At 70.2% G+C, this 20,673-nt stretch carries 17 protein-coding genes; 9 read left to right on the forward strand and 8 right to left on the reverse strand.

The window, feature by feature from the left end:
- Window positions 1–329 precede the first annotated feature (329 nt).
- A complete protein-coding gene (hisC, locus tag IE267_RS25620) occupies window positions 330–1,409 on the forward strand; it encodes a histidinol-phosphate transaminase (RefSeq protein ID WP_189764841.1) in 1,080 nt (359 codons plus the stop codon).
- 61 nt (window positions 1,410–1,470) lie between these two features.
- On the opposite strand, the gene IE267_RS25625 is transcribed toward hisC, so the two are convergent.
- A complete protein-coding gene (locus IE267_RS25625) occupies window positions 1,471–1,851 on the reverse strand; it encodes a cyclophilin-like fold protein (RefSeq protein WP_189764842.1) in 381 nt (126 codons plus the stop codon).
- Between the two features lie 224 nt (window positions 1,852–2,075).
- Between IE267_RS25625 and IE267_RS25630 the strand changes: the two genes are divergently transcribed.
- The 4 genes from IE267_RS25630 (at window position 2,076) to IE267_RS25645 (ending at window position 10,016) form a co-directional block, all read left to right on the forward strand.
- Entirely contained in the window at window positions 2,076–3,584 is a 1,509-nt protein-coding gene (locus IE267_RS25630) for a cytochrome ubiquinol oxidase subunit I (protein WP_189764843.1), read from the forward strand.
- Between the two features lie 18 nt (window positions 3,585–3,602).
- Window positions 3,603–4,604, forward strand: a complete 1,002-nt coding sequence (gene cydB, locus IE267_RS25635) for a cytochrome d ubiquinol oxidase subunit II (RefSeq protein WP_189764844.1) — start codon at window positions 3,603–3,605, stop codon at window positions 4,602–4,604.
- A gap of 92 nt (window positions 4,605–4,696) precedes the next feature.
- Complete coding sequence (cydD, locus tag IE267_RS25640; protein ID WP_189764845.1) at window positions 4,697–8,209, forward strand: thiol reductant ABC exporter subunit CydD; 3,513 nt, start codon at window positions 4,697–4,699, stop codon at window positions 8,207–8,209.
- A gap of 19 nt (window positions 8,210–8,228) precedes the next feature.
- Entirely contained in the window at window positions 8,229–10,016 is a 1,788-nt protein-coding gene (locus IE267_RS25645; RefSeq protein WP_161247836.1) for a GAF domain-containing sensor histidine kinase, read from the forward strand.
- Between the two features lie 146 nt (window positions 10,017–10,162).
- On the opposite strand, the gene IE267_RS25650 is transcribed toward IE267_RS25645, so the two are convergent.
- Entirely contained in the window at window positions 10,163–11,032 is an 870-nt protein-coding gene (locus IE267_RS25650) for a Cof-type HAD-IIB family hydrolase (RefSeq protein ID WP_229861414.1), read from the reverse strand.
- A gap of 228 nt (window positions 11,033–11,260) precedes the next feature.
- On the opposite strand from IE267_RS25650, the gene IE267_RS25655 reads away from it, so the two are divergent.
- A complete protein-coding gene (locus IE267_RS25655; RefSeq protein WP_189764846.1) occupies window positions 11,261–12,133 on the forward strand; it encodes a DUF72 domain-containing protein in 873 nt (290 codons plus the stop codon).
- Between the two features lie 9 nt (window positions 12,134–12,142).
- Window positions 12,143–13,054, forward strand: coding sequence for an LLM class flavin-dependent oxidoreductase (locus IE267_RS25660; RefSeq protein ID WP_167158383.1), 912 nt, complete (start codon window positions 12,143–12,145; stop codon window positions 13,052–13,054).
- On the opposite strand, the gene IE267_RS25665 is transcribed toward IE267_RS25660, so the two are convergent.
- The 3 genes from IE267_RS25665 to IE267_RS25675 all read right to left on the reverse strand — a co-directional run bounded on the left by IE267_RS25665 (window position 13,051) and on the right by IE267_RS25675 (window position 14,737).
- A complete protein-coding gene (locus IE267_RS25665) occupies window positions 13,051–13,515 on the reverse strand; it encodes a hypothetical protein (protein WP_167158381.1) in 465 nt (154 codons plus the stop codon). The genes IE267_RS25660 and IE267_RS25665 overlap by 4 nt on opposite strands.
- Before the next feature lie 27 nt (window positions 13,516–13,542).
- Entirely contained in the window at window positions 13,543–14,133 is a 591-nt protein-coding gene (locus IE267_RS25670; RefSeq protein WP_229861415.1) for an RNA 2'-phosphotransferase, read from the reverse strand.
- 88 nt (window positions 14,134–14,221) lie between these two features.
- Entirely contained in the window at window positions 14,222–14,737 is a 516-nt protein-coding gene (locus IE267_RS25675; protein ID WP_189764847.1) for a PadR family transcriptional regulator, read from the reverse strand.
- A gap of 112 nt (window positions 14,738–14,849) precedes the next feature.
- Between IE267_RS25675 and IE267_RS25680 the strand changes: the two genes are divergently transcribed.
- The gene (locus IE267_RS25680) at window positions 14,850–15,407 is read left to right on the forward strand and encodes a hypothetical protein (protein ID WP_189764848.1); all 558 of its coding nucleotides are present in this window, start codon (window positions 14,850–14,852) and stop codon (window positions 15,405–15,407) included.
- Window positions 15,408–15,409: 2 nt separating this feature from the next.
- Window positions 15,410–16,840, forward strand: coding sequence for a carotenoid oxygenase family protein (locus IE267_RS25685; RefSeq protein ID WP_189764849.1), 1,431 nt, complete (start codon window positions 15,410–15,412; stop codon window positions 16,838–16,840).
- Window positions 16,841–17,010: 170 nt separating this feature from the next.
- Here IE267_RS25685 and IE267_RS25690 read toward each other — a convergent pair whose 3' ends face one another.
- The 3 genes from IE267_RS25690 to IE267_RS25700 are packed head-to-tail and all read right to left on the reverse strand — an operon-like array spanning window position 17,011 to window position 20,668.
- Window positions 17,011–17,967, reverse strand: a complete 957-nt coding sequence (locus tag IE267_RS25690) for a MerR family transcriptional regulator (protein WP_229861416.1) — start codon at window positions 17,965–17,967, stop codon at window positions 17,011–17,013.
- A gap of 11 nt (window positions 17,968–17,978) precedes the next feature.
- Entirely contained in the window at window positions 17,979–18,911 is a 933-nt protein-coding gene (locus IE267_RS25695; RefSeq protein WP_189764850.1) for a metal-dependent hydrolase, read from the reverse strand.
- Window positions 18,908–20,668 carry an SDR family oxidoreductase gene (locus IE267_RS25700; RefSeq protein WP_189764951.1) on the reverse strand — a complete coding sequence of 587 codons (1,761 nt, stop codon included), beginning with the start codon at window positions 20,666–20,668 and terminating at the stop codon, window positions 18,908–18,910. Before IE267_RS25700 ends, IE267_RS25695 begins: the two co-directional genes overlap by 4 nt.
- Window positions 20,669–20,673 lie beyond the last annotated feature (5 nt).

A 20,673-nucleotide genomic window follows, 5' to 3' on the forward strand; every position in this document is an offset into this window, starting at 1 on the left:
TAAAGCGTCAATGACCTTATTATGCAAGGGAGTTGGGCGGCATCCCGTTACGGTGACGCTTGTCGACCCAGGGGCGGCTGACAACTGCCCGATGTTGCGAAGAGGTCTCAACTCACCTTCACGGGTGATGCGCGCCACGGCGCGAGCCACCGGCGTGCGCCGTGAACAGGAGCGCTCCCCCCTTCCTGGAGCGCCCGCCGGGAACCGGTCCCCGTCCCCTATTCGCAGGGAAGCCGAATCCTCATAAGGTGAGGAGCATTGGATGTGTACGGAGCTGTCCGCCGTGGCGGGCACGGCATTCCGTACGGAACGGTCGAGGAGGACCTGCGGTGAGCGAGACGAGCCCCAAGCTGCGCGCCGAGCTGGACGGCATCCCCACCTACAAGCCGGGCAGGCCCGCAGCTTCCGACGGGCCGGTCGCCTACAAGCTGTCCTCGAACGAGAACCCCTACCCGCCGCTCCCGGGTGTGATGGAGAGCGCGGTCGCGGCCGCGGGCAGCTTCAACCGTTACCCGGACATGGCGTGCACCGGCCTGATCAACGAGCTGGCCGACCGGTTCGGGGTGCCCCTCACGCATCTGGCCACCGGCACGGGCTCGGTGGGTGTGGCCCAGTCGCTGATCCAGTCCACCTCCGGCCCCGGTGACGAGGTCATGTACGCCTGGCGTTCCTTCGAGGCGTACCCGATCATCACCCAGATCAGTGGAGCGACGTCGGTCCGGGTGCCGCTGACCCCGGGCGATGTGCACGACCTGGACGCGATGGCCGACGCGATCACGGACCGGACGCGGCTGATCTTCGTCTGCAACCCGAACAACCCGACCGGCACCGTGGTGCGCCGGGCCGAGCTCGAGCGCTTCCTCGACCGGGTGCCCTCGGACGTCCTGGTGGTCCTCGACGAGGCCTACCGGGAGTTCATCCGGGACACCGAGGTGCCGGACGGCATCGAGATCTACCGCGACCGCCCGAACGTTGCCGTGCTGCGCACCTTCTCCAAGGCGTACGGGCTCGCCGGGCTGCGGGTCGGCTTCGCCGTGGCGCACGAGCCCGTGGCCGCGGCGCTGCGCAAGACGGCCGTGCCCTTCGGTGTCAGCCAGCTGGCCCAGGACGCGGCGGTCGCCTCCCTGCGCGCCGAGGACGAACTGATGGGCCGTGTCGGCGCGTTGGTGGGCGAGCGGGAGCGGGTGTACGCGGGCCTGGTCCAGCAGGGCTGGACCGTGCCCGAGACGCAGGCGAACTTCGTCTGGCTGCGCCTCGGGGAGCGCACGGTCGACTTCGCCGCCGCGTGCGAGGCGGCGGGTGTCGTGGTCCGGCCGTTCGCGGGCGAGGGCGTGCGCGTCACGATCGGCGAGGGTGAGGCCAACGACCTGTTCCTCAAGGTCGCGGAGGGCTTCCGCAAGCAGGCCTGACGCGGCCGAAAGGGTGTCCGTGAGGGCGTCCGTGGCGGCGCCCTGAAGTCTCGGGGCCGCCTCAGATCGCGTCGACCCGGATCGGGTCCCCGGAACGCACGGTAGCCAGCTGCCGGGGGTCGCCGTCGATCCGGCCGAGGACGTTGCAGGGGCTGGCGAGCCGGCATTCGTCGCCGCGCGAGATCGGGGTGGGGCCGTACGGCAGCGCGAGCGCGTCGCCGTCGGTCCAGAAGGCCACCGTGCCCGGCTCCACGACCTGGCGGGCGTTCGGCTCCTGTTCCCGGGAGACGGGAGTGTCGAAGTAGACCTCCTCGCCCCAGGTGTGGGCGGTGGAAGTGATCGGGAGTGCCCCCGCGAGCGCCGCGCTCGTGGGGGTTTCTTCGAGGGTCGCGGTGAGGCTGCCCGCGGGCCATGAGATGCGTATGCGCAGCTGGGTCGTCATGGCGCCGCATTCAACAAGATGTTGAAACTCTTGGGAAGAGGGTGTCCACATCCGGACACCACTTCTAAGGGGACCCCCCTGGAGATGTCGACAGCCAGTACGACATAATGCTTGTGAATGTGAACGCGTTCACAAGCGTGTCCCGCTTCATCCCGAGATCGGCGGGATTAAAGGGGCAAGCTGCGGCTGTGACCTCGGCGATGTGATGTAAGGAGAGTGCCGACGTGGACCTGGCTCTGGCGCCGGAAACCCTGGCGCGATGGCAGTTCGGCATCACCACCGTCTACCACTTCCTCTTCGTCCCCCTGACGATCTCCCTGGCGGCGCTGGTCGCCGGCCTGGAGACCGCCTGGGTGCGAACGGGCAAGGACAAGTACCTCAAGGCGACCAAGTTCTGGGGCAAGCTCTTCCTGATCAACATCGCGATGGGTGTGGTCACGGGCATCGTCCAGGAATTCCAGTTCGGTATGAACTGGTCCGACTACTCCCGGTTCGTCGGCGACATCTTCGGCGCCCCGCTCGCTTTCGAAGCGCTCATCGCCTTCTTCTTCGAGTCCACCTTCATCGGGTTGTGGATCTTCGGCTGGGACAAGCTGCCGAAGAAGATCCACTGCGCCTGCATCTGGATGGTCTCGATCGGCACCATCCTGTCCGCCTACTTCATCCTGGCGGCCAACTCCTGGATGCAGCACCCGGTGGGCTTCAAGCTCAACAAGGTCACCGGACGCGCCGAACTCACCGACTTCTGGCACGTCCTGACCCAGGACACCACCCTCGTCGTCGTCTTCCACACCCTGACCGCCGCCTTCCTGACCGGCGGCGCGTTCATGGTCGGCGTCGCCGCCATCCACCTGCGCCGCAAGAAGCACATCCCGGTGATGCGCACCTCGCTGCGGCTCGGCCTGGTGACGCTGGTGATCGGCGGGCTGCTCACGGCCGTCAGCGGTGACTCGCTGGGCAAGGTCATGTTCAAGCAGCAGCCCATGAAGATGGCTGCCGCCGAGGCCCTGTGGGACGGCCAGAAGTCCGCACCGTTCTCGATCTTCGCCGTCGGAGACGTGGCCAAGGGCCACAACGACGTCGAGATCTCGGTGCCCGGAATACTGTCCTTCCTCGCCGACAACAACTTCTCCTCGTACGTTCCCGGCATCAACGACGTGAACAAGGCGGAGCAGCAGAAGTTCGGACCCGGCGACTACCGGCCCAACATTCCGGTCACCTTCTGGGGCTTCCGCTGGATGATCGGCTTCGGCATGACGTCCTTCGTCATCGGCCTCGTCGGACTCTGGCTCACCCGCAAGAAGTTCATGCTGGCGCCGGGGATGCGGACCGGTGAGGACGAGGTGCCGAACCTGGTGCTCTTCAAGAGCAAGGCCCTCGGCACCCGCCTGACCAAGTGGTACTGGTTCGCCGCCGTCTGGACGCTCGGCTTCCCGCTGATCGCCAACTCCTGGGGCTGGATCTTCACGGAGATGGGCCGTCAGCCCTGGGTGGTGTACGGCGTGCTGCGTACCAAGGACGCGGTCTCCCCCAGCGTCTCGCAGGGCGAGGTCCTCACTTCGATGATCGTCTTCACCCTGCTGTACGCCGTGCTCGCGGTGGTCGAGGTAAAGCTGCTGGTCAAGTACGTCAAGGCCGGGCCGCCCGAACTCACCGAGGACGATCTCAACCCGCCCACCAAGATCGGCGGGGACCACCGCGACCCCGACCGGCCGATGGCCTTCTCGTACTGAGGCTGAGGAGATCGAGGCATGGAACTCCACGACGTCTGGTTCGTACTCATCGCCGTCCTGTGGATCGGCTACTTCTTCCTGGAGGGATTCGACTTCGGGATCGGCATCCTGACGAAGCTGCTGGCCCGGGACCGCACCGAGAAGCGTGTCCTGATCAACACCATCGGGCCCGTCTGGGACGGCAACGAGGTGTGGCTGCTCACGGCCGGCGGCGCGACCTTCGCCGCCTTCCCCGAGTGGTACGCGACGCTCTTCTCCGGTTTCTATCTGCCCCTGCTGATCATCCTGGTCTGCCTGATCGTCCGGGGTGTGGCCTTCGAGTACCGGGCGAAGCGGCCCGAGGAGAAGTGGCAGCGCAACTGGGAGCAGGCCATCTTCTGGACCTCGCTCATCCCGGCGTTCCTCTGGGGAGTGGCCTTCGCCAACATCGTGCGCGGGGTGAAGATCGACGCGCACATGGAGTACGTCGGCAACTTCTGGGACCTGCTCAACCCGTTCGCGATCCTGGGCGGACTGGTCACGCTCACCCTGTTCACCTTCCACGGTGCGGTGTTCGCCTCGCTCAAGACGCTGGGCGACATCCGTGAGCGGGCCAGGGCGCTGGCGCTCAAGCTGGGTCTGGTGACGGCCGTGCTCGCGCTCGGCTTCCTGATCTGGACCCAGGCCTCGCGTGGCGACACGAAGAGCCTGGTCGCGATGGTCGTCGCCGTCCTCGCGCTGGTCGGGGCGATCGTGGCGGTCAAGGTCGGACGCGAGGGCTGGTCGTTCGCACTGTCCGGCATCACGATCGCGGCCGCGGTGGCGATGCTCTTCCTGACGCTCTTCCCGAACGTCATGCCGTCCTCGCTGAACGACGCCTGGAACCTCACGGTCTCCAATGCCTCGTCCAGCCCGTACACCCTGAAGATCATGACCTGGTGCGCCGGGGTCGCGACCCCGATCGTGCTGCTCTACCAGGGCTGGACCTACTGGGTGTTCCGCAAGCGAATCGGCACCAAGAACATTGCCGAGGCGCACTGACCTCTGAGGTCCGCACGGTTCAACGGGGTGTGTTTCACGTGAAACACACCCCTCCGGGCCCGCTCCGACCCTTCTGTTGGGGGATGTTTCACGTGAAACCGATCGACCCACGCCTGCTCCGGTACGCCCGCGCCACCCGCTTCTTCCTCGCGGCCGTGGTGGCCCTTGGCCTGGCCGGGGCGGGGCTGATCATCGCCCAGGCGATGCTCATCGCCGAAGTCGTCGTGGGAGCGTTCCAGCACGGCCAGGACGCGGCCGGACTGAGGACGCCGCTACTGCTCCTCGCGGCGGTCGCGGCCGGTCGGGGCCTGGTCTCCTGGCTCACGGAGCTCGCCGCCAACCGGGCGAGCGCGGCGGTCAAGTCGGAACTGCGGGGCCGACTCCTGGCGCGGGCGGCCGGGCTGGGCCCCGAGTGGCTGAGCGGTCAGCGCACGGGCTCGCTCGTCGCACTCGCCACGCGCGGGGTCGACGCACTCGACGACTACTTCGCACGCTATCTGCCCCAACTCGGCCTCGCCGTCGTCGTACCGGTGGCGGTGCTCGCGCGCATTGTCACCGAGGACTGGGTGTCCGCGGCGACCATCGTCGTGACCCTGCCGCTCATCCCCTTGTTCATGGTGCTCATCGGCTGGGCCACCCAGTCGCAGATGGACCGTCAGTGGCGACTGCTGTCCCGGTTGTCGGGTCACTTCCTCGATGTCGTCGCCGGGCTTCCGACGCTGAAGGTGTTCGGACGGGCCAAGGCGCAGGCCGAGTCGATCAGGACGATCACCTCGGACTACCGCCGGGCGACCCTGAAGACCTTGCGGATCGCCTTCATCTCGTCCTTCGCCCTCGAACTGCTCGCCACGATCTCGGTGGCGCTGGTAGCAGTCGGCATCGGCATGCGCCTCGTCCACGGGGACCTCGACCTGTACACCGGCCTGGTGATCCTGGTCCTGGCCCCCGAGGCCTATCTGCCGCTGCGCCAGGTCGGCGCCCAGTACCACGCCGCCGCGGAAGGCCTTTCGGCCGCGGAGGAGATCTTCGAGGTCCTGGAGGCCCCGCTGCCCGAGGGCGGCACGGGCGCAGTACCCGCGGGGCCGGTCCGCATCGAGGCCGACGGCGTGACCGTCCGCCACCCCGGGCGTACGGAGCCCTCTCTCGCCGCAGCGTCCCTGGTGGTCCAGCCGGGCGAGACCGTGGCGCTGACCGGGGCCAGTGGTGTCGGGAAGTCGACGCTCCTCCACGCGGTCCTGGGTTTCGTGGCGCCGGAGGGCGGCGGCCGGATCCTGGCCTCCGGGGCGGACCTTGCGACGCTGTCCCTGGTGGACTGGCGCGCGCACATCGCCTGGGTGCCGCAGCGGCCGCACCTCTTCGCCGGCACGATCGCGGAGAACGTCCGGCTGGCGCGGCCGGACGCGGACGACGACGCTGTGCTCGACGCGCTGCGCGACGCCGGAGCGCACGAGTTCGTCGCTGCGCTCCCGAACGGGGTGGCCACCGTCCTCGGTGAGGGCGGCGTGGGCCTCTCCGCCGGTCAGCGCCAACGTCTCGCCCTGGCCCGGGCGTTCCTGGCCGACCGGCCGGTGCTGCTGCTCGACGAGCCGACGGCCGCGCTCGACGGTGAGACCGAAGCCGGCATCGTCGACGCGGTGCGCAGGCTCGCGGTGGGCCGCACGGTCCTGCTCGTGGTGCACCGCCCGGCGCTGCTCGCCGTGGCAGATCGCGTCGTGGAGCTGCGATCCGCCGACACGCTGCCTCGCGTACCGGTGCAGGGCCCGGCCGCCCCGGCCCCAACTACGCACACGGTGAAGCCTGTTGAGGCTGTCGCCGGGGCAGTGACGGGTCGGCCCGCTGCCGTCCGCAGGCCGCTCAGCCGGGTCCGCGCCGCAGCCCACGGGCTGCGCGGCAGGCTCGCGCTGGCGCTGCTGCTCGGCGCGCTGGCGCTCGGCTCGGCCGTCGGCCTCATGGCCACCTCCGGCTGGCTCATTTCGCGGGCCGCGCAACAGCCCCCGGTGCTCTATCTGATGGTGGCGGTCACCGCGACCCGGGCCTTCGGGATCGGGCGTGCGGTGTTCCGTTACGCCGAGCGCCTGGTCTCGCACGATGCCGTGCTGCGGATGCTCGCCGAGCTGCGGGTAGCGGTGTACCGGCAGTTGGAGCGCATCGCGCCGGCCGGACTGCGTGAGACCCGGCGCGGCGATCTGCTGTCCCGTCTCGTCGCCGACGTCGACGAACTCCAGGACTACTGGCTTCGCTGGGCTCTGCCGGCCGGGGTCGCCGTCGTCGTGTCCGTTCTCAGCGCCGGGTTCACGGCATGGCTGCTGCCCGAGGCCGGCGCGGTGCTGGCCGTGGGTCTCCTCGTTGCCGGGGTCGTCGTCCCGTGCGTCAGCGGCGCTCTGGCCCGACGGGCCGAGCGGCAACTGGCCCCGGCCCGAGGAGCACTCGCCACCCGGGTGGCCGATCTGCTCACCGGAACGGGCGAGCTGACCGTGGCGGGGGCGCTGGATCGCCGCTTCGACGACGTGAAGGACGCCGACGCGACGCTGACCCGGATCGCTGCGCGGGGCGCCGCCGCAACCGCGCTCGGCGGCGGTCTCTCCGCGCTGGCCTGTGGGCTCACCGTGGCGGCGGCCGCACTCGTCGGCGTACAGGCGGTGGTGGCCGGACGCCTCGACGGGGTGCAGCTCGCGGTGCTCGTGCTGGTGCCGCTCGCCGCCTTCGAGGCGGTGACCGGGCTGCCGCTCGCCGTGCAGTCCCGCCAGCGGGTCCGCCGCAGCGCCGAGCGCGTCTACGAAGTCCTGGACACGCCCGCCCCCGTGCAGGAACCGGAAGCGCCCGCCCCGGCGCCGGCATCGCCGTTCCCGCTGGAGCTGCGCGGCATCGGCGCCCGGTACGCGGGGCAGGAGCGGGACGCGCTGCACGACTTCGGACTGCACCTCACGCAGGGCATGCGGGTCGCCGTCGTCGGCACTTCGGGGTCCGGCAAGACCACCCTCGCCCAGGTGCTGCTCCGCTTCCTGGATGCCCGCACCGGAACGTACGAGATCGGCGGGAGTGAGGCGGGCCGGCACGACGGCGACGACGTACGCCGGCTCGTCGGGTTGTGTGCCCAGGACGCGCACCTCTTCGACAGCTCCGTGCGGGAGAACCTGAGGCTTGCCCGCACCGACGCCACCGATGACGACCTGCGGTCCGTCCTGGGACGTGCCCGGCTCCTGGACTGGGTCGACGGGCTGCCCGACGGCCTGGACACCTTGGTGGGCGAACACGGTGCCAGGCTGTCCGGCGGCCAGCGCCAGCGGCTCGCGCTGGCCCGGGCCCTGCTCGCCGACTTCCCGGTACTCGTACTGGACGAACCCGCCGAACACCTGGACCTGGCGACCGCCGACGCGCTCACCGCTGACCTTCTTGCGGCCACCGAAGGGCGTACGACGGTGCTGATCACGCACCGGTTGCGCGGCCTGGAAGCCGTGGACGAGGTGATCGTGCTCGACGAGGGCCGGACCGTGCAGCGCGGCGCCTACGACGACCTCGCACTCATCGACGGGCCCCTGCGGGGCATGCTGGAACGGGAGCGCGAGACCGACTCCCGGCAGTACCCGACTTTCCTCGCCAAATAGGACTAACTAGTCTCAAGACATGCCAGTCCCGCCAGACCCGAAGAGGCCCACGGGCCGCCAGGACGTCACGGACCCGGACCGCCACGATCTGGACGGCCATGACCTGGACCGTCAGGGCCAGGACCCGCTCGAAGCGGCGACCAGGGCCACCCGCAGCCTGCAGGGACTCTCCACCGAGCTCACGGCCCGGGTGCCCCAGCTCCTTGAGGCGATGCGCTCGGTGGGTACGGGCCTTGAGCTGCACTCGACGCTCGACCGCATCTGCGAGACGGCGGCCGAACTCGCCGACGCGCGGTACGCGGCGATCGGCGTCGTCAACGAGGAGGGCCGGGGGCTGTCCGACTTCGTGACGTACGGGGTCGACGACGACGCGGCCCGTGCGATCGGGCGCCGTCCGGACGGGCACCGAGGGCTGCTCGGCTGGCTCATCCACCACCCCGAGCCGCTCCGGCTCGCCGAGATCTCCGCCGATCCGCGCTCGGCGGGGCTCCCCCCGAACCATCCGCCGATGCGGACCTTCCTCGGCGTCCCCATCCGCGTTCAGGGCGAGATCTTCGGCAACCTCTATCTGACCGAGAAGCATCGCGGTGCCGAGTTCAACGACTACGACCTGCACATGGTGCGGGTCCTCGCCACCGAGGCCGGGATCGCCATCGGCAACGCACGGCTCTACGAGGCGGCGCGTCAGCGCGAGCGGTGGATCGACGGCTCGGTCGCCGTCACCACCGCCCTGCTGTCGGGCGGCGACGCGGACGACGCCCTGGAGGTCGTCGCCGAACAGGCTCGCCACCTCGCCGTCGCCGACGCCGGCATAGTGCTGCTGCCCGCGGAGGAGGGCGGCCTGGAGATCGTCGCGGTCTCCGCCGACAACCCGCGCGTCTCGCTCGGCATGGTGATCCCGCCGGAGAGCCCGGTCGTCTCGACCCTGTTGGAGGGCGAGGCGGTTTTCGTCGACGACGCCGCCACCGACCCACGCATGATCACCAAACTGTCCGAGCGCTACGGACCGAGCATGCTGCTCCCCCTGCAGAGCGGCGGGCGGGTTCTCGGCGCTCTCGCCACGCCCAGAGTGCGAGGCGGGCGCCCCTTCACCGAGGCCGAGCGGACCCTGGCCAGCCAGTTCGCCTCCCAGGCGGCGCTCGCCCTCATGATGGCGGAGGCTCAGCGGGACCGGGAGCGGCTCGCGGTGTACGAGGACCGTGACCGGATCGCCCGCGACCTGCACGACCTCGTCATCCAGCGCCTCTTCGCCACCGGGATGATGCTGGAGGGCGCCCAGCGCAAATCGATCGTGCCCGAGGTGCAGGGCGGCATCGGCAAGGCGGTCGATGAACTCGACGTCACCATTCAGGAGATCCGCACCGCGATCTTCGCCCTCCAGCAGGGCCCGGCCGAGGCACCTTCGGGCCTGCGCACCCGCGTACTGCGGGAGATCAACATGGCGGCGGTGCCCCTCGGCTTCAAGCCCGCCCACCGCTTCCTGGGCGCCGTGGACACCCTGGTCGGCGAGCTGACCGGCAAGAACCTGATCGCCGCACTGCGCGAGGCCCTCTCGAACGCCTTCCGGCACGCGGAGGCGTCCCGGATCGAGGTCGTCATCGACGCCACGGCCCAACTGCCGGACGGCAGTGCGGGGGTGCGCCTGACGGTCGCCGACAACGGGGTGGGAATTCCGCCGGGCGGCCGTCGCAGCGGACTGCGCAACCTTCAGCGGCGCGCCGAGGCACTCGGCGGATCGAGTTCGTACGGGCCCGGGCTCGGGGACGGAGGGGGCGGCACTACCGTCGTGTGGGAGGCGCCGCTGTGACGCACTGTTCCGCCGGGGCGGTACGCCAGTTGGGGGGTGCCGCGCCGTCGTGGGCGGGCTGTTTCACGTGAAACAGCCGGAGCGTTTCACGTGAAACGCTCCGGCCGAAGCACTCGGGTGGGGCGATGGAGCGCATGCTCCGGACCTCAGAGGGCCTTGAGGATCTGCTCGATCACGACGGCCACGCCGTCCTCGTTGTTGGCGGCCGTGCGTCCGGACGCGGTGGCCAGGACATCCGGGTGGGCGTTGCCCATCGCATACGACGTGCCGGCCCAGCTCAGCATCTCCATGTCGTTCGGCATGTCGCCGAAGGCCACCACCTCGGTGGGCGAGATGCCGCGCTCGGCACAGCACAGCGCGAGCGTGGATGCCTTCGAGACACCGGCACCGCTGATCTCCAGAAGCGCGGTCGGACTGGACCGGGTGATCTCGGCACGTGCCCCGACCGCCGTGCGGGCCAGCGTGAGGAAGTCGTCGGGGGCCAGTTCGGGGTGGAAAGCCAGCACCTTGAGCACCGGCTGGTTCGCCGGGGCGGCGTCCTCGGCGAGCAGCTTCTCTGCGGGCGCGATGCTCGCCGCTGCGTCCATGTGCATGGGGGGATAGGCGAGTTCGTGGTGGAAGCCGCCGGTGCGCTCGACCGCGAAGGACGTGCCCGGTACCGCCGCACGCAGCACGGTCACGACATCGAGGGCGGCAGCCCGCTCCAGCGGCCGCACCTTCACGAAACGAGGGCCGCCGTCGTCGCCGTGCAGATCCACGACGGCCGCACCATTACCGCAGATGGCGAGGCCGTGGCCGTGGACATGTGCCCTGACGACATCCATCCACCGCGCCGGACGGCCGGTGACGAAGAAGACCTCGATGCCCGCCCGCTCGGCGGCTGCCAGGGCGGCGACCGTACGGTCCGACACGGACTTGTCGTCGCGCAGCAAGGTGCCGTCCAGGTCGGTCGCGATGAGCCGCGGTGCGGTGGGCACGGGGCGGATGGCCGGGGCGGGGTCCGTAGCAGAGGTCACCGGGCCATTGTTCCGTACGCGAGCGCACGGGCGTGCGAGGAGCCGCACAGATGAGAGCGCTTGGCGGTGCGCCCGGGGCACGAGGGGGCGTACGCACGCCACGCGCCGGGTGGTCGACGTACATCCGTGGATCCGGGCCGCGGATCACCTCGCCCGCCCGAGACCCGCGGCGCGGCTGCCCGCGCCCACCGGACGAATCCGTCGGGACGTCCGGGGAACACGGGCGGGATGGGAGAGATCCGGGTCGGTACCTGCTCGTGGACGGACAAGGCGCTGGTGGCCAGCGGTTGGTATCCCAAGGGCCATCGCGATCCGGAGGGCAGGATCCGGCACTATGCCGCACAGTTCCCGGTGGTGGAGGTGGACTCGACCTATTACGGACTTCCCAGTGCCCGCAACAGCCAACTGTGGGCCGACCGAACTCCCGAGGGCTTTCGGTTCGACGTGAAGGCGTTCTCCCTGCTCACCGGACACCCGACACGGCCGGAAGCGCTGCCCGCCGATCTGCGGCCGGCCCTCCCGTCGCGGCGAGAGCGGACAGACGCCGACGCGGGGCTGCTCGACGAGGTGTGGCACCGGTACAGCGCGGCCCTCGACCCCCTGCGCGCCTCCGGCCGTCTGGGAACGCTGATCTTCCAGTTCCCTCGCTCCCTGGTGCCGGGCAGACCTGCGGCGGAGTTCCTGCGCCGGTGCCGTGAACGCGCCGCGGGGTGGCCGATGGCCGTGGAGTTCCGACACCCCGACTGGTGGCGGGAGGGTCATGTCGACGAGACGACGGCCCTGCTGACCGAGCTGGGCGCGGCGGCCGTGGCCGTGGACATGGTGCAGACGCTGTCTGCCTCCATCCCGCCGGTCGTGCGGGTCACCACACCGGAACTCGCACTGGTGCGCTTCCACGGTCGCAACGGGGCGTGGGGGACGGGCACCAAGGAGGAGCGATTTCGCCACGCGTACACGCCGGAGGAGCTCTCCGAGTGGGTGCCCCGCGTCCGTGAGATGTCCGAGCGGGCGGAGCAGGTCCATGTGCTGTTCAACAACTGCTGCGGTGACGCCGCCGTCCACGCCGCGCAGGCGATGCGGCAACTGCTCGGCCTCTCGTAGGGTCGTGTCATGCGATTGAGCACTGTGATTCTCCCGGTACGCCGCTGGCACGACGGCGGTCGCGACGAGTGGCTGCGCGCCGAGGAACTGGGGTTCCACACCGCGTACACCTACGACCATCTGTCCTGGCGGACGTTCCGCGACGGCCCGTGGTTCGGAGCGGTCCCCACGCTCACGGCCGCCGCTGCCGCCACCACCCGGCTGCGCCTGGGCACCCTGGTCACCTCGCCGAACTTCCGCCACCCGGTGACCCTCGCCAAGGACCTGATCACTCTCGACGACGTGTCGAACGGCCGGATCACCCTGGGGATCGGCGCCGGCGGCAATGGGTTCGACGCCACCGCGCTGGGCCAGGAGGCGTGGACGCCGCGTGAACGCGCCGACCGCTTCGGGGAGTTCGTGCCGCTGCTCGACCGGCTGCTCACCGAGGACTCGGTGACATACGACGGCACCTTCTATTCGGCGGTCGAGGCACGCAACCTGCCCGGCTGCGTCCAGCGGCCCAGGATCCCGTTCGCGGTGGCCGCGACCGGCCCGCGCGGGCTGCGCCTTGCGGCGAAGCACGGTCAGGGCTGGGTGACGACGGGCGACCCGAAGCTGTTCGAGTCAGGGACCCCCGAGGAGTCCATCGAGGCAATCCGGGGTCAGATCACGAAGCTGGGTGCGGCCTGCGAGGAAACGGGGCGCGACGTGGGCGAGCTGGACAAGATCCTGCTCACCGGCTTCACTCCGCAGCCGGGTCGCCCCTTGGAGTCCCTCGACGCCTTCGTGGACTTCGCGGGCCGGCACTTCGAGCTCGGCTTCACCGAGATCGTGCTGCACGCGCCGATCCCGGACTCCGACTTCGCCGCCGATCCGAAGGTCTTCGAGCAGATCGCGACCGAGGGGCTCGCGCAGCTCGGCGGCCGGGACAGGCCCTAGCCCTTCCGGCTGCGCACATGCGCGCTCATCCAGGGGGTGAGCGCGCCGAGCAGGACCAGTTCCTTGTAGGTCTCGTCTCCGGGCAGTGGCACGACCAGCCACCAGCCCGGAGGGAAGAGCCGGCCCCTGACGTGGGCGATCCCGCCGTAGACGGAACGCAGGAAGGCGGGCACGTCGTCGCGCGGGACGTCGTCGAATCCCACGCCGTCGACGGTGATCTGGGCGTCGTCCTCCGGATAGACGCGCACGGACACGGACGGCGTGCCGCCGAGTTCGACATACGCCTCGTGCGGCAGCGAGCCGTCCGGGTCGACCACCGTGAACACCCCGGCCGAGGTGCGGCGAGAGGTCCGGTCGGCGCCGATGTCGTCGGTGACCTCTATCTCCAGGCCGTACTCGTCGGCGATCCCGCGGATCGCGGTGACTACGGATTCGGTGCTGGGCAGGTGGGGTCGGCGCATGGGATCGATCATGCCAAGGGAACCGCTTCAGGCGGACAGCCGCAGGTAATCCGGCGGTACCGCTTCCGTGAGCCAGACCCCGTTGGCGCTGACGTGGAAGACGTGGCCGGCCCGGTGCATCGCTCCGGCATCCACACTGAGAATCACGGGGCGGCCGCGGCGGGCACCGACCCTGGCGGCGGTCTCCCGGTCGGACGAGAGGTGCACATGGTGGCGGGCCATGGCACGCAGCCCCTCGGTGCGGATCGCGTCCAGGGCGCGGGCCACGGTGCCGTGGTAGAGGTACGCGGGTGGCTCGGCGGGCGGCAGGCCGAGGTCGACGGCCACCGTGTGGCCCTGGCTGGCGCGGATGCGGCCGCCCTCCACGGCGAACCGCCGCTTGTCGTTGGTGGCCACCACATGGTCCAGTTCGGCGCGGGTGATGGGGAAGCGATGTGCGGCCGCTGCCCGCATCAGCACGTCGATGTCCACCCAGCCGTTCGGGTCGAGGGCGAGGCCGATCCGCTCGGGCTGGTGCCGTAGGTGTTTCGCGAGGTACTTGGACACCTTGACGGTGCGTCTGTCGTCCGGGAGCGGCCGGCCGGGCTCGCCCGGCCACTGCATCGGGATGTCTGCCATGCCGTCAGGGTGCCGGGCCGGAAGGAGCCGTGGCACCTGAATTTTCCCTCGCGGCGCGGCGCGGCGCGGTGGTGCGGTGCGCGGTCGGTCAGGGCGTGAGCTGCTCCGCCGCCCAGCGGGCCCACTCCCCGTGCATCTCGCTGAGCCGCTTGCCGTACTCCATGGCGAGGCGGCCGTGCACTGACAGCGCGTCGTCGCCCCAGTCGATGGCGGCCTCCGCCTCCTTGAGCCCGGCGAGCTGCCGGGCCTGGCGCTCGGCTTCACCGAGCAGATAGGTACGCGCCTCGAGCCGCGTGAGCTCGCCGAGGAAGAAGACCCGGAGCAGGGAGTCGCTGCGGCGGGTGCGGACCGGCTCGACCTCGGTGAGCCAGTGGTGCAGCTCCGCTCTGCCCGCGGACGTGATCGCGTACTCCTTGCGCCCGCGTGGCCCTTCGGCGGACACCTCGACCAGGCCGCCGTCGGCGAGTTTCCCCAGTTCTCCGTATACCTGGCTCTGGGTCGCCGACCAGACGTGGGCCAGCGACGTCTCGAACCGTTTCATCAGGTCGTAGCCGCTGGCCGGACGGTCGGCGAGCAGCCCCAGGACTGCGTGGCGAAGGCTCATGCCGACCACTCTACATTCCACTCTTGACACGTCAAAGGAGGAACCTCTACATTCGACATGTCGAAGTTGGAATGTGGAGCTGAGCGGCAGCTCGGAAATGAGGGGGACTCCCATGAACTACCTGCGCGGATTCATCCCGTGGATCGTCTTCGCCGCCGTCGGCAGCGCGCACTGGCAGTGGGGCGCGCTCGCCGCCCTGGTCGCGGGTGGCTACCTCTTCGCCATGGACCGCAAGCGCGGGCTGAGCGCCGACGCTCTCATCCTGGAGCAGTCCACGATCGCCTTCTTCGCCGTGCTGAGCGTCATAGCCTTCGCCGCTCCGGACAGTGCGCTCCGCGGATACGGCGGCGCGCTGGCCACCGGCTGGCTGGCGCTGACCGCCTGGGCCACGCTGGCCGTCCGCAAGCCCTTCACCACCGGGATCGCCAAGCGGCAGGCGCCGCGCGAGGTGTGGACCAACCCGGTGTTCCTCCGGATCAACGTAGTGCTGACCTCCGTCTGGGCCCTGGCCTTCACCCTGACCGCGACCGCCCTCGCCGTCATCGACGCCGAGTCGCTGGGCAGCACCGCCTCGATAGCCGTCCAGGTCGCGGGTTTCGCCATCCCCGTGATCGTCACCGCCCAGTACCCCGAGCGCGCGCGCCGGGCCGCAGTCCAGAAGGGTGCCTGACGATGACCGCCACCCCCAATGCCGCCACTACGCCCGGCACCGCCGCGTCGCAGCCGTCCGCCCCGCACCTCGCGGGGAACTTCGCCCCCGTCGCCGAAGAGCTGACCACTCACGAGCTGACGGTGACCGGTGCCATACCGCCCGATCTGACCGGCTGGTACGTCCGCAACGGGCCCAACCCGCAGGACGCGGCCTCCGCCCACTGGTTCTTCGGGGACGGCATGGTCCATGGCGTCCGCCTCGAAGGAGGCAGGGCCCGCTCCTACCGCAACCGCTGGGTACGCACCTCGACCTTCACCGACGGGGCCCGGGTCCACGACCGGCAGGGCCGCACCGACCTGACGGCCGGGGCCGCCAACACCCACGTCGTGCGGCACGCTGGGCGCACCCTGGCCCTGGTCGAGTCGTCCTTCCCCTACGCGCTGGACTGCCGTCCGGGGCGCGAGCTGGAGACGCTGGGGTCCTACGACTTCGACGGCCGGCTCACCACCGCCATGACCGCGCACCCCAAGACCTGCCCGGTCACCGGAGAGCTGCACTTCTTCGGCTACGGGGCGCTCGACCGGCCGTTCCTTACCTATCACCGCGCCGATGCGCGGGGCGAGTTGGTGGTGAGCCGGCCGGTCGAGGTGCCGGCGGCCACGATGATGCACGACTTCCATCTCACCGCCTCCCACGTGGTGTTCATGGACCTCCCGGCCGTCTTCGACCTGGAGACGGCGATGCGGCCCGGCGGCGGGCTCCCCTACCGCTGGGACGCGGAGTACGGGGCACGGCTCGGCGTGCTGCGCAGGGACGACCCGTACGGCGAGGTGCGCTGGCTGACGATCGACCCCTGCTACGTCTTCCACGCTCTGAACGCGTACGACCTGAAGCCGAACGGCGGACCCGGGGCCGGCGGTCCAGGGGACGGCGGTCCCGGGGACGGAACCGGGCTTGGGGAGCGGATCGTGCTGCACGTCGTGCGGTACGAGCGGCTGGGCGCGAACGGACCCACCTTGTGGAAGTGGACGCTCGATCTGGCAACGGGCACGGTGCGGGAGGAGCAGCTGGACGACCAGGCATGCGAGTTCCCCCGGGTCGACGACCGCCTTGCCGGGCTTGAGTCCCGGTTCGGTCATGTCACGGTGAGTCAGACACCGTCCTCGGGTCCGATATCGGGGGCGCTGCTCCGGTACGACCTGCGGACGGGGGCAGTGGTGCGCCATAAGTTCGGGGCGGGCCGGGTCCCGGCGGAGGCTGCCTTCGCTCCGGCGGACGGTCGGCCCGGCGGCCCGGGATGGCTCCTCAGCTATGTGTACGACGCGGCCAGGGACGCCAGCGATCTTGTCATCCTGGACGCGGACAACCTTGCGGCCCCACCGGTGGCGACGGTTCATCTCCCGCAGCGCGTGCCGTTCGGCTTCCACGGCAATTGGCTGGCCGATGAGTGAATCAGTGGGTCACGTGACGCCAATCACCTTAATGAGGAAGGTAGTTGGGTTTGATCCACAGTGAAGTCGCGTTATCCACAGGCAAATTGACAGCGCTGTGGACAAGTGGCGCCCGTTAAAGGTGACTTGCTGAATTTTGGCCAACTATAGGCGTTTTGGGGCCTTGGTGGCTAATCGCTGTCACGAGTTGGCCGTGCGAGGGCATCCAAGGTCCGCGCATGCAGCTCGCGTTCGGTGGCGGCCGCGATGAACGCCGCGACGTTGTCAGGGCCCACCAGGGCCTGAACGGCGCGGACGGTGTCCGAGGGCAGGGCCACGGGACCGGGGCCCGGGGCGGCGGGGATCTCGGTCGAGGCACCCAGGTGCTGCTGTAGATGACGGGTGGCGAACAGGCGCATCGCGCGGGCCAGTTCGGCATCGACCGTCTGCTGGGCCAGGGGACGCAGTCGACGCACCAGATCGGCTGCCTCGGCCGCCTCCGTGTCGGTCGGAGGGCGGTGGCCGAGGTAGCGGGCGAAGACATGCTCCGTAGTGAAGTCGAGGAAGCGGGCCGCGATGTGTTCCACCTGGCCGCGCAGCTCGCGCAGGTGCCCGGAGATGGCGTCCAGCGGCACCCCCGCGGCGTACAACTCGGCTGCCACCGCCAGCTCTTGGGGGCTGGGGACGAGGAACTCGTGGTCGTTGTCCGGAATGCGTTCCAGGATGCCGAGCTCCACGGCCTCGGCGACGGCCCCGTCGTCGGGGATGCCGCCGAAGGTCTCGTCGAGGTCGGCGCGGGAGATCCGGGCGGCCTCCTCGTCCGTCCAGGGCCCGTTGACCTCGGCGACCAGACCGAGGACTCCGCCAAGTCCACGGCCCGCGTCCCAGGCCTCCAGGAGTTCCTTGATGGAGGCCAGGGTGTAGCCGCGGTCCAGGAGGTCGGCGATCTGGTGCAGCCGGGCCAGGTGGGTGTCGCCGTACACATTGGAGCGGCCGCGCCGCTCGGGCCGGGGCAGCAGGCCCCGGTCCTGGTAGGCGCGGATGGTGCGGACCGTGGCACCGCTGGCGTGCGCCAGGTCCTCGATGCGGTACTCGGCCGGTGCCGCCGTCGGCGGCGTCACCGGCTGAACTGCTGACTGCCCGGACAAACCCACTCCCTCTAACCCAGGGCGGCGCGGCCCACCGCACCCGCCGCCGCACGGGCCGCCGGCGAGGTCGCGAGATAGTCGACGGCCTTGCGCAGGGAGCCCTCCTGCGAGGGATGGTACGACCGGCGGAAGTAGCGGGGTATGGCCGAGCCCAGCTCCTTCCACGTGGGCAGCAGGCCGCGACGTACGGCCCGGTTGTGCTCGCGCAGTGAGTAGCGCATCCGGCCGGCGAGCTGGGGATCGTGCCGGATCAGATAGGAGGCGCCCCACGCCCACAGCCACAGCAGGACCGGAGCGACGACGGCCATGCCCTCGACCCGACGGGCGTAGCGGGGCAGACCCGAGCCGCCGCAGTGCTGGTACATGTCGAAGGCGACCGCCCGGTGCTCGACCTCCTCCGCGCCGTGCCAGCGCAGCAGGTCCAGCATGATCGCGTCGGACTCGGCCCGGTCGAGGCCCTCGGCGTGCAGCACCCAGTTGCCCAGGACCGCCGTGAACTGTTCGATCGCGGCGATCAGCGAAAGCCGGAAGCGCAGCCACTCCTGGGTCGGTATCGGCGCCCCGAACGGTGGCGTTTCGCCCAGGAGCTTCTCGAAGAGGAAGTCGACGTGCCGGGTGTAGGGCTCGGTGTCCAGGCGCTGGTGCGCCAAGTGGTCCAGTACATGGGCGTGTTGGACGCTGTGGGTGGCCTCCTGCCCCATGAACCCCTTGACGTCCTTGAGCAGCACCGGATCGTCGACCAGCGGCAGGGCCTCCTTGAACACTTTCACGAACCAGCGCTCGCCCGCCGGAAGCAGCAGGTGCAGCACATTGATGACATGCGTGGCGGTCGGCTCGTCCGGAATCCAGTGCAGCGGCGTCTCGTCCCAGTCGAACGAGACGCGCCGCGGGGTTATCCGATAGTGCTCCTCGCTCGTGGTGCCTTCCCGGCGCTCCGTGCTCACAGCGGCGGCTCCAATCGGGCGATCGCGCGCAGCGTCCTCGGCGCGAAGCGGGACATGAGGTGGGCGCCGCGGGCCTCGGGTGTCACCGGCACCACCGCCTGATTCTTGGCCACGGCCCGCAGGATCGCCGAAGCGACCTTCTCCGGCGGGAAGTTGCGCAGCCCGTACAGCCGCGAGGTCTTCTTCTGGAGACGCTTCTCCTCCGTGGCGTCGGCCCCGGCGAAGCGCGTGGTCGAGGTGATGTTGGTGTTGACGAGGCCGGGGCAGATCGCGGAGACCCCGATCCCCTGGCCGGCCAGCTCGGCGCGCAGGCACTCGCTGAGCATCAGCACCGCGGCCTTCGACGTGCTGTAGGCGGGCAGCGCCCGTGAGGGCTGGTAGGCGGCGGCCGACGCGGTGTTGACGATGTGGCCGCCCTGGCCGCGGTCGGCCATCTGCTTGCCGAAGATGCGGCAGCCGTGGATGACGCCCCACAGATTGACGTCGAGCACCTTCTTCCAGTCCTCGGCGGTGGTGTCGAAGAAGGAGCCGGACAGCCCGATGCCGGCGTTGTTGACCAGGACGTCCACGATGCCGTACTCGGTGGCCACCTTCTCGGCGAGCTTCTCCATCGCCTGCTCGTCACTGACGTCGACCACCTCGCCCCAGGCCTCGGGTGCGCCGATGAGGCGGGCCATCTCCGCGGTCCTGGTCGCGCCCTCGGCGTCCCGGTCCACGGCGACGATGCGCGCCCCCGCCTCGGCGAAGGCGAAGGCCGTGGCCCGGCCGATGCCGCTCGCCGCGCCCGTCACCAGGACCAGCCGGCCGCCGAAGCGGTCGGCGTACGGGCCCGTGGCGACGGTGTCCCTGGCCGGAATGCCGTCCTCGTTCGTGCGGACGAACTCGCTGATCCAGGCGGCCAGTTGGTCCGGCCGGGTGCGCGGAATCCAGTGCTTGGCAGGGAGCGTGCGCCGGATCAACTGCGGTACCCAGTGGTCCAGTTCGGCGTACAGCTTCGGCGAGAGGAACGCGTCGTCGAGCGGCGTGATCAGCTGGACGGGCACATGGGCGTAGGCATCGGAGCGGGGGCGGCGCAGCCGGGCGCGCACGTTGTCGCGGTACAGCCAGGCACCGTGCGCGGCGTCCTGCGGCAGGGAGGCCGTGGGATAGCCGTCGGCGGGCACGTTCTCCAGGCGCTGGAGCATCTTGGGCCACCGCTTGCCGAGCGGTCCTCGCCAGGCCAGCTCCGGCAGGACCGGCGTGTGCAGCATGTACACGTACCAGGACTTGGCGCCCTGACCGATGAGCTGGGCCGCCCTGCGCGGGGTGGGGCGGCTCATCCGGTTCTTGATCCAATGGCCGAAGTGGTCGAGCGAGGGGCCCGACATGGAGGTGAAGGAGGCTATGCGGCCCTCCGTGCGCTCCACCGTCGCGAACTCCCAGCCCTGGACCGAGCCCCAGTCGTGGCCGACCAGATGCACCGGCCGGTCGGGGCTGACCGCGTCGGCGACCGCCAGGAAGTCGTCCGTCAGCTTCTCCAGCGTGAAGCCGCCGCGCAGCGGGGCCGGCGCCGTGGAGCGTCCGTGCCCACGGACGTCGTAGAGGACCACGTGGAAGCGGTCGGCAAGGCGCTCGGCGACCTCGGACCACACCTCCTTGCTGTCCGGATAACCGTGCACCAGCAGCACGGTGGGCTGGGACGCGTCGCCCAGCTCCGCCACGCACAGCTCCACGCCGCCGGTGCGCACCCAGCGTTCGCGGGCTCCCTCGATGTTCACGCTCG

This window comes from Streptomyces xanthochromogenes (assembly GCF_014650455.1).
In the GTDB taxonomy this organism is placed as follows: Bacteria; Actinomycetota; Actinomycetes; order Streptomycetales; family Streptomycetaceae; genus Streptomyces; species Streptomyces xanthochromogenes.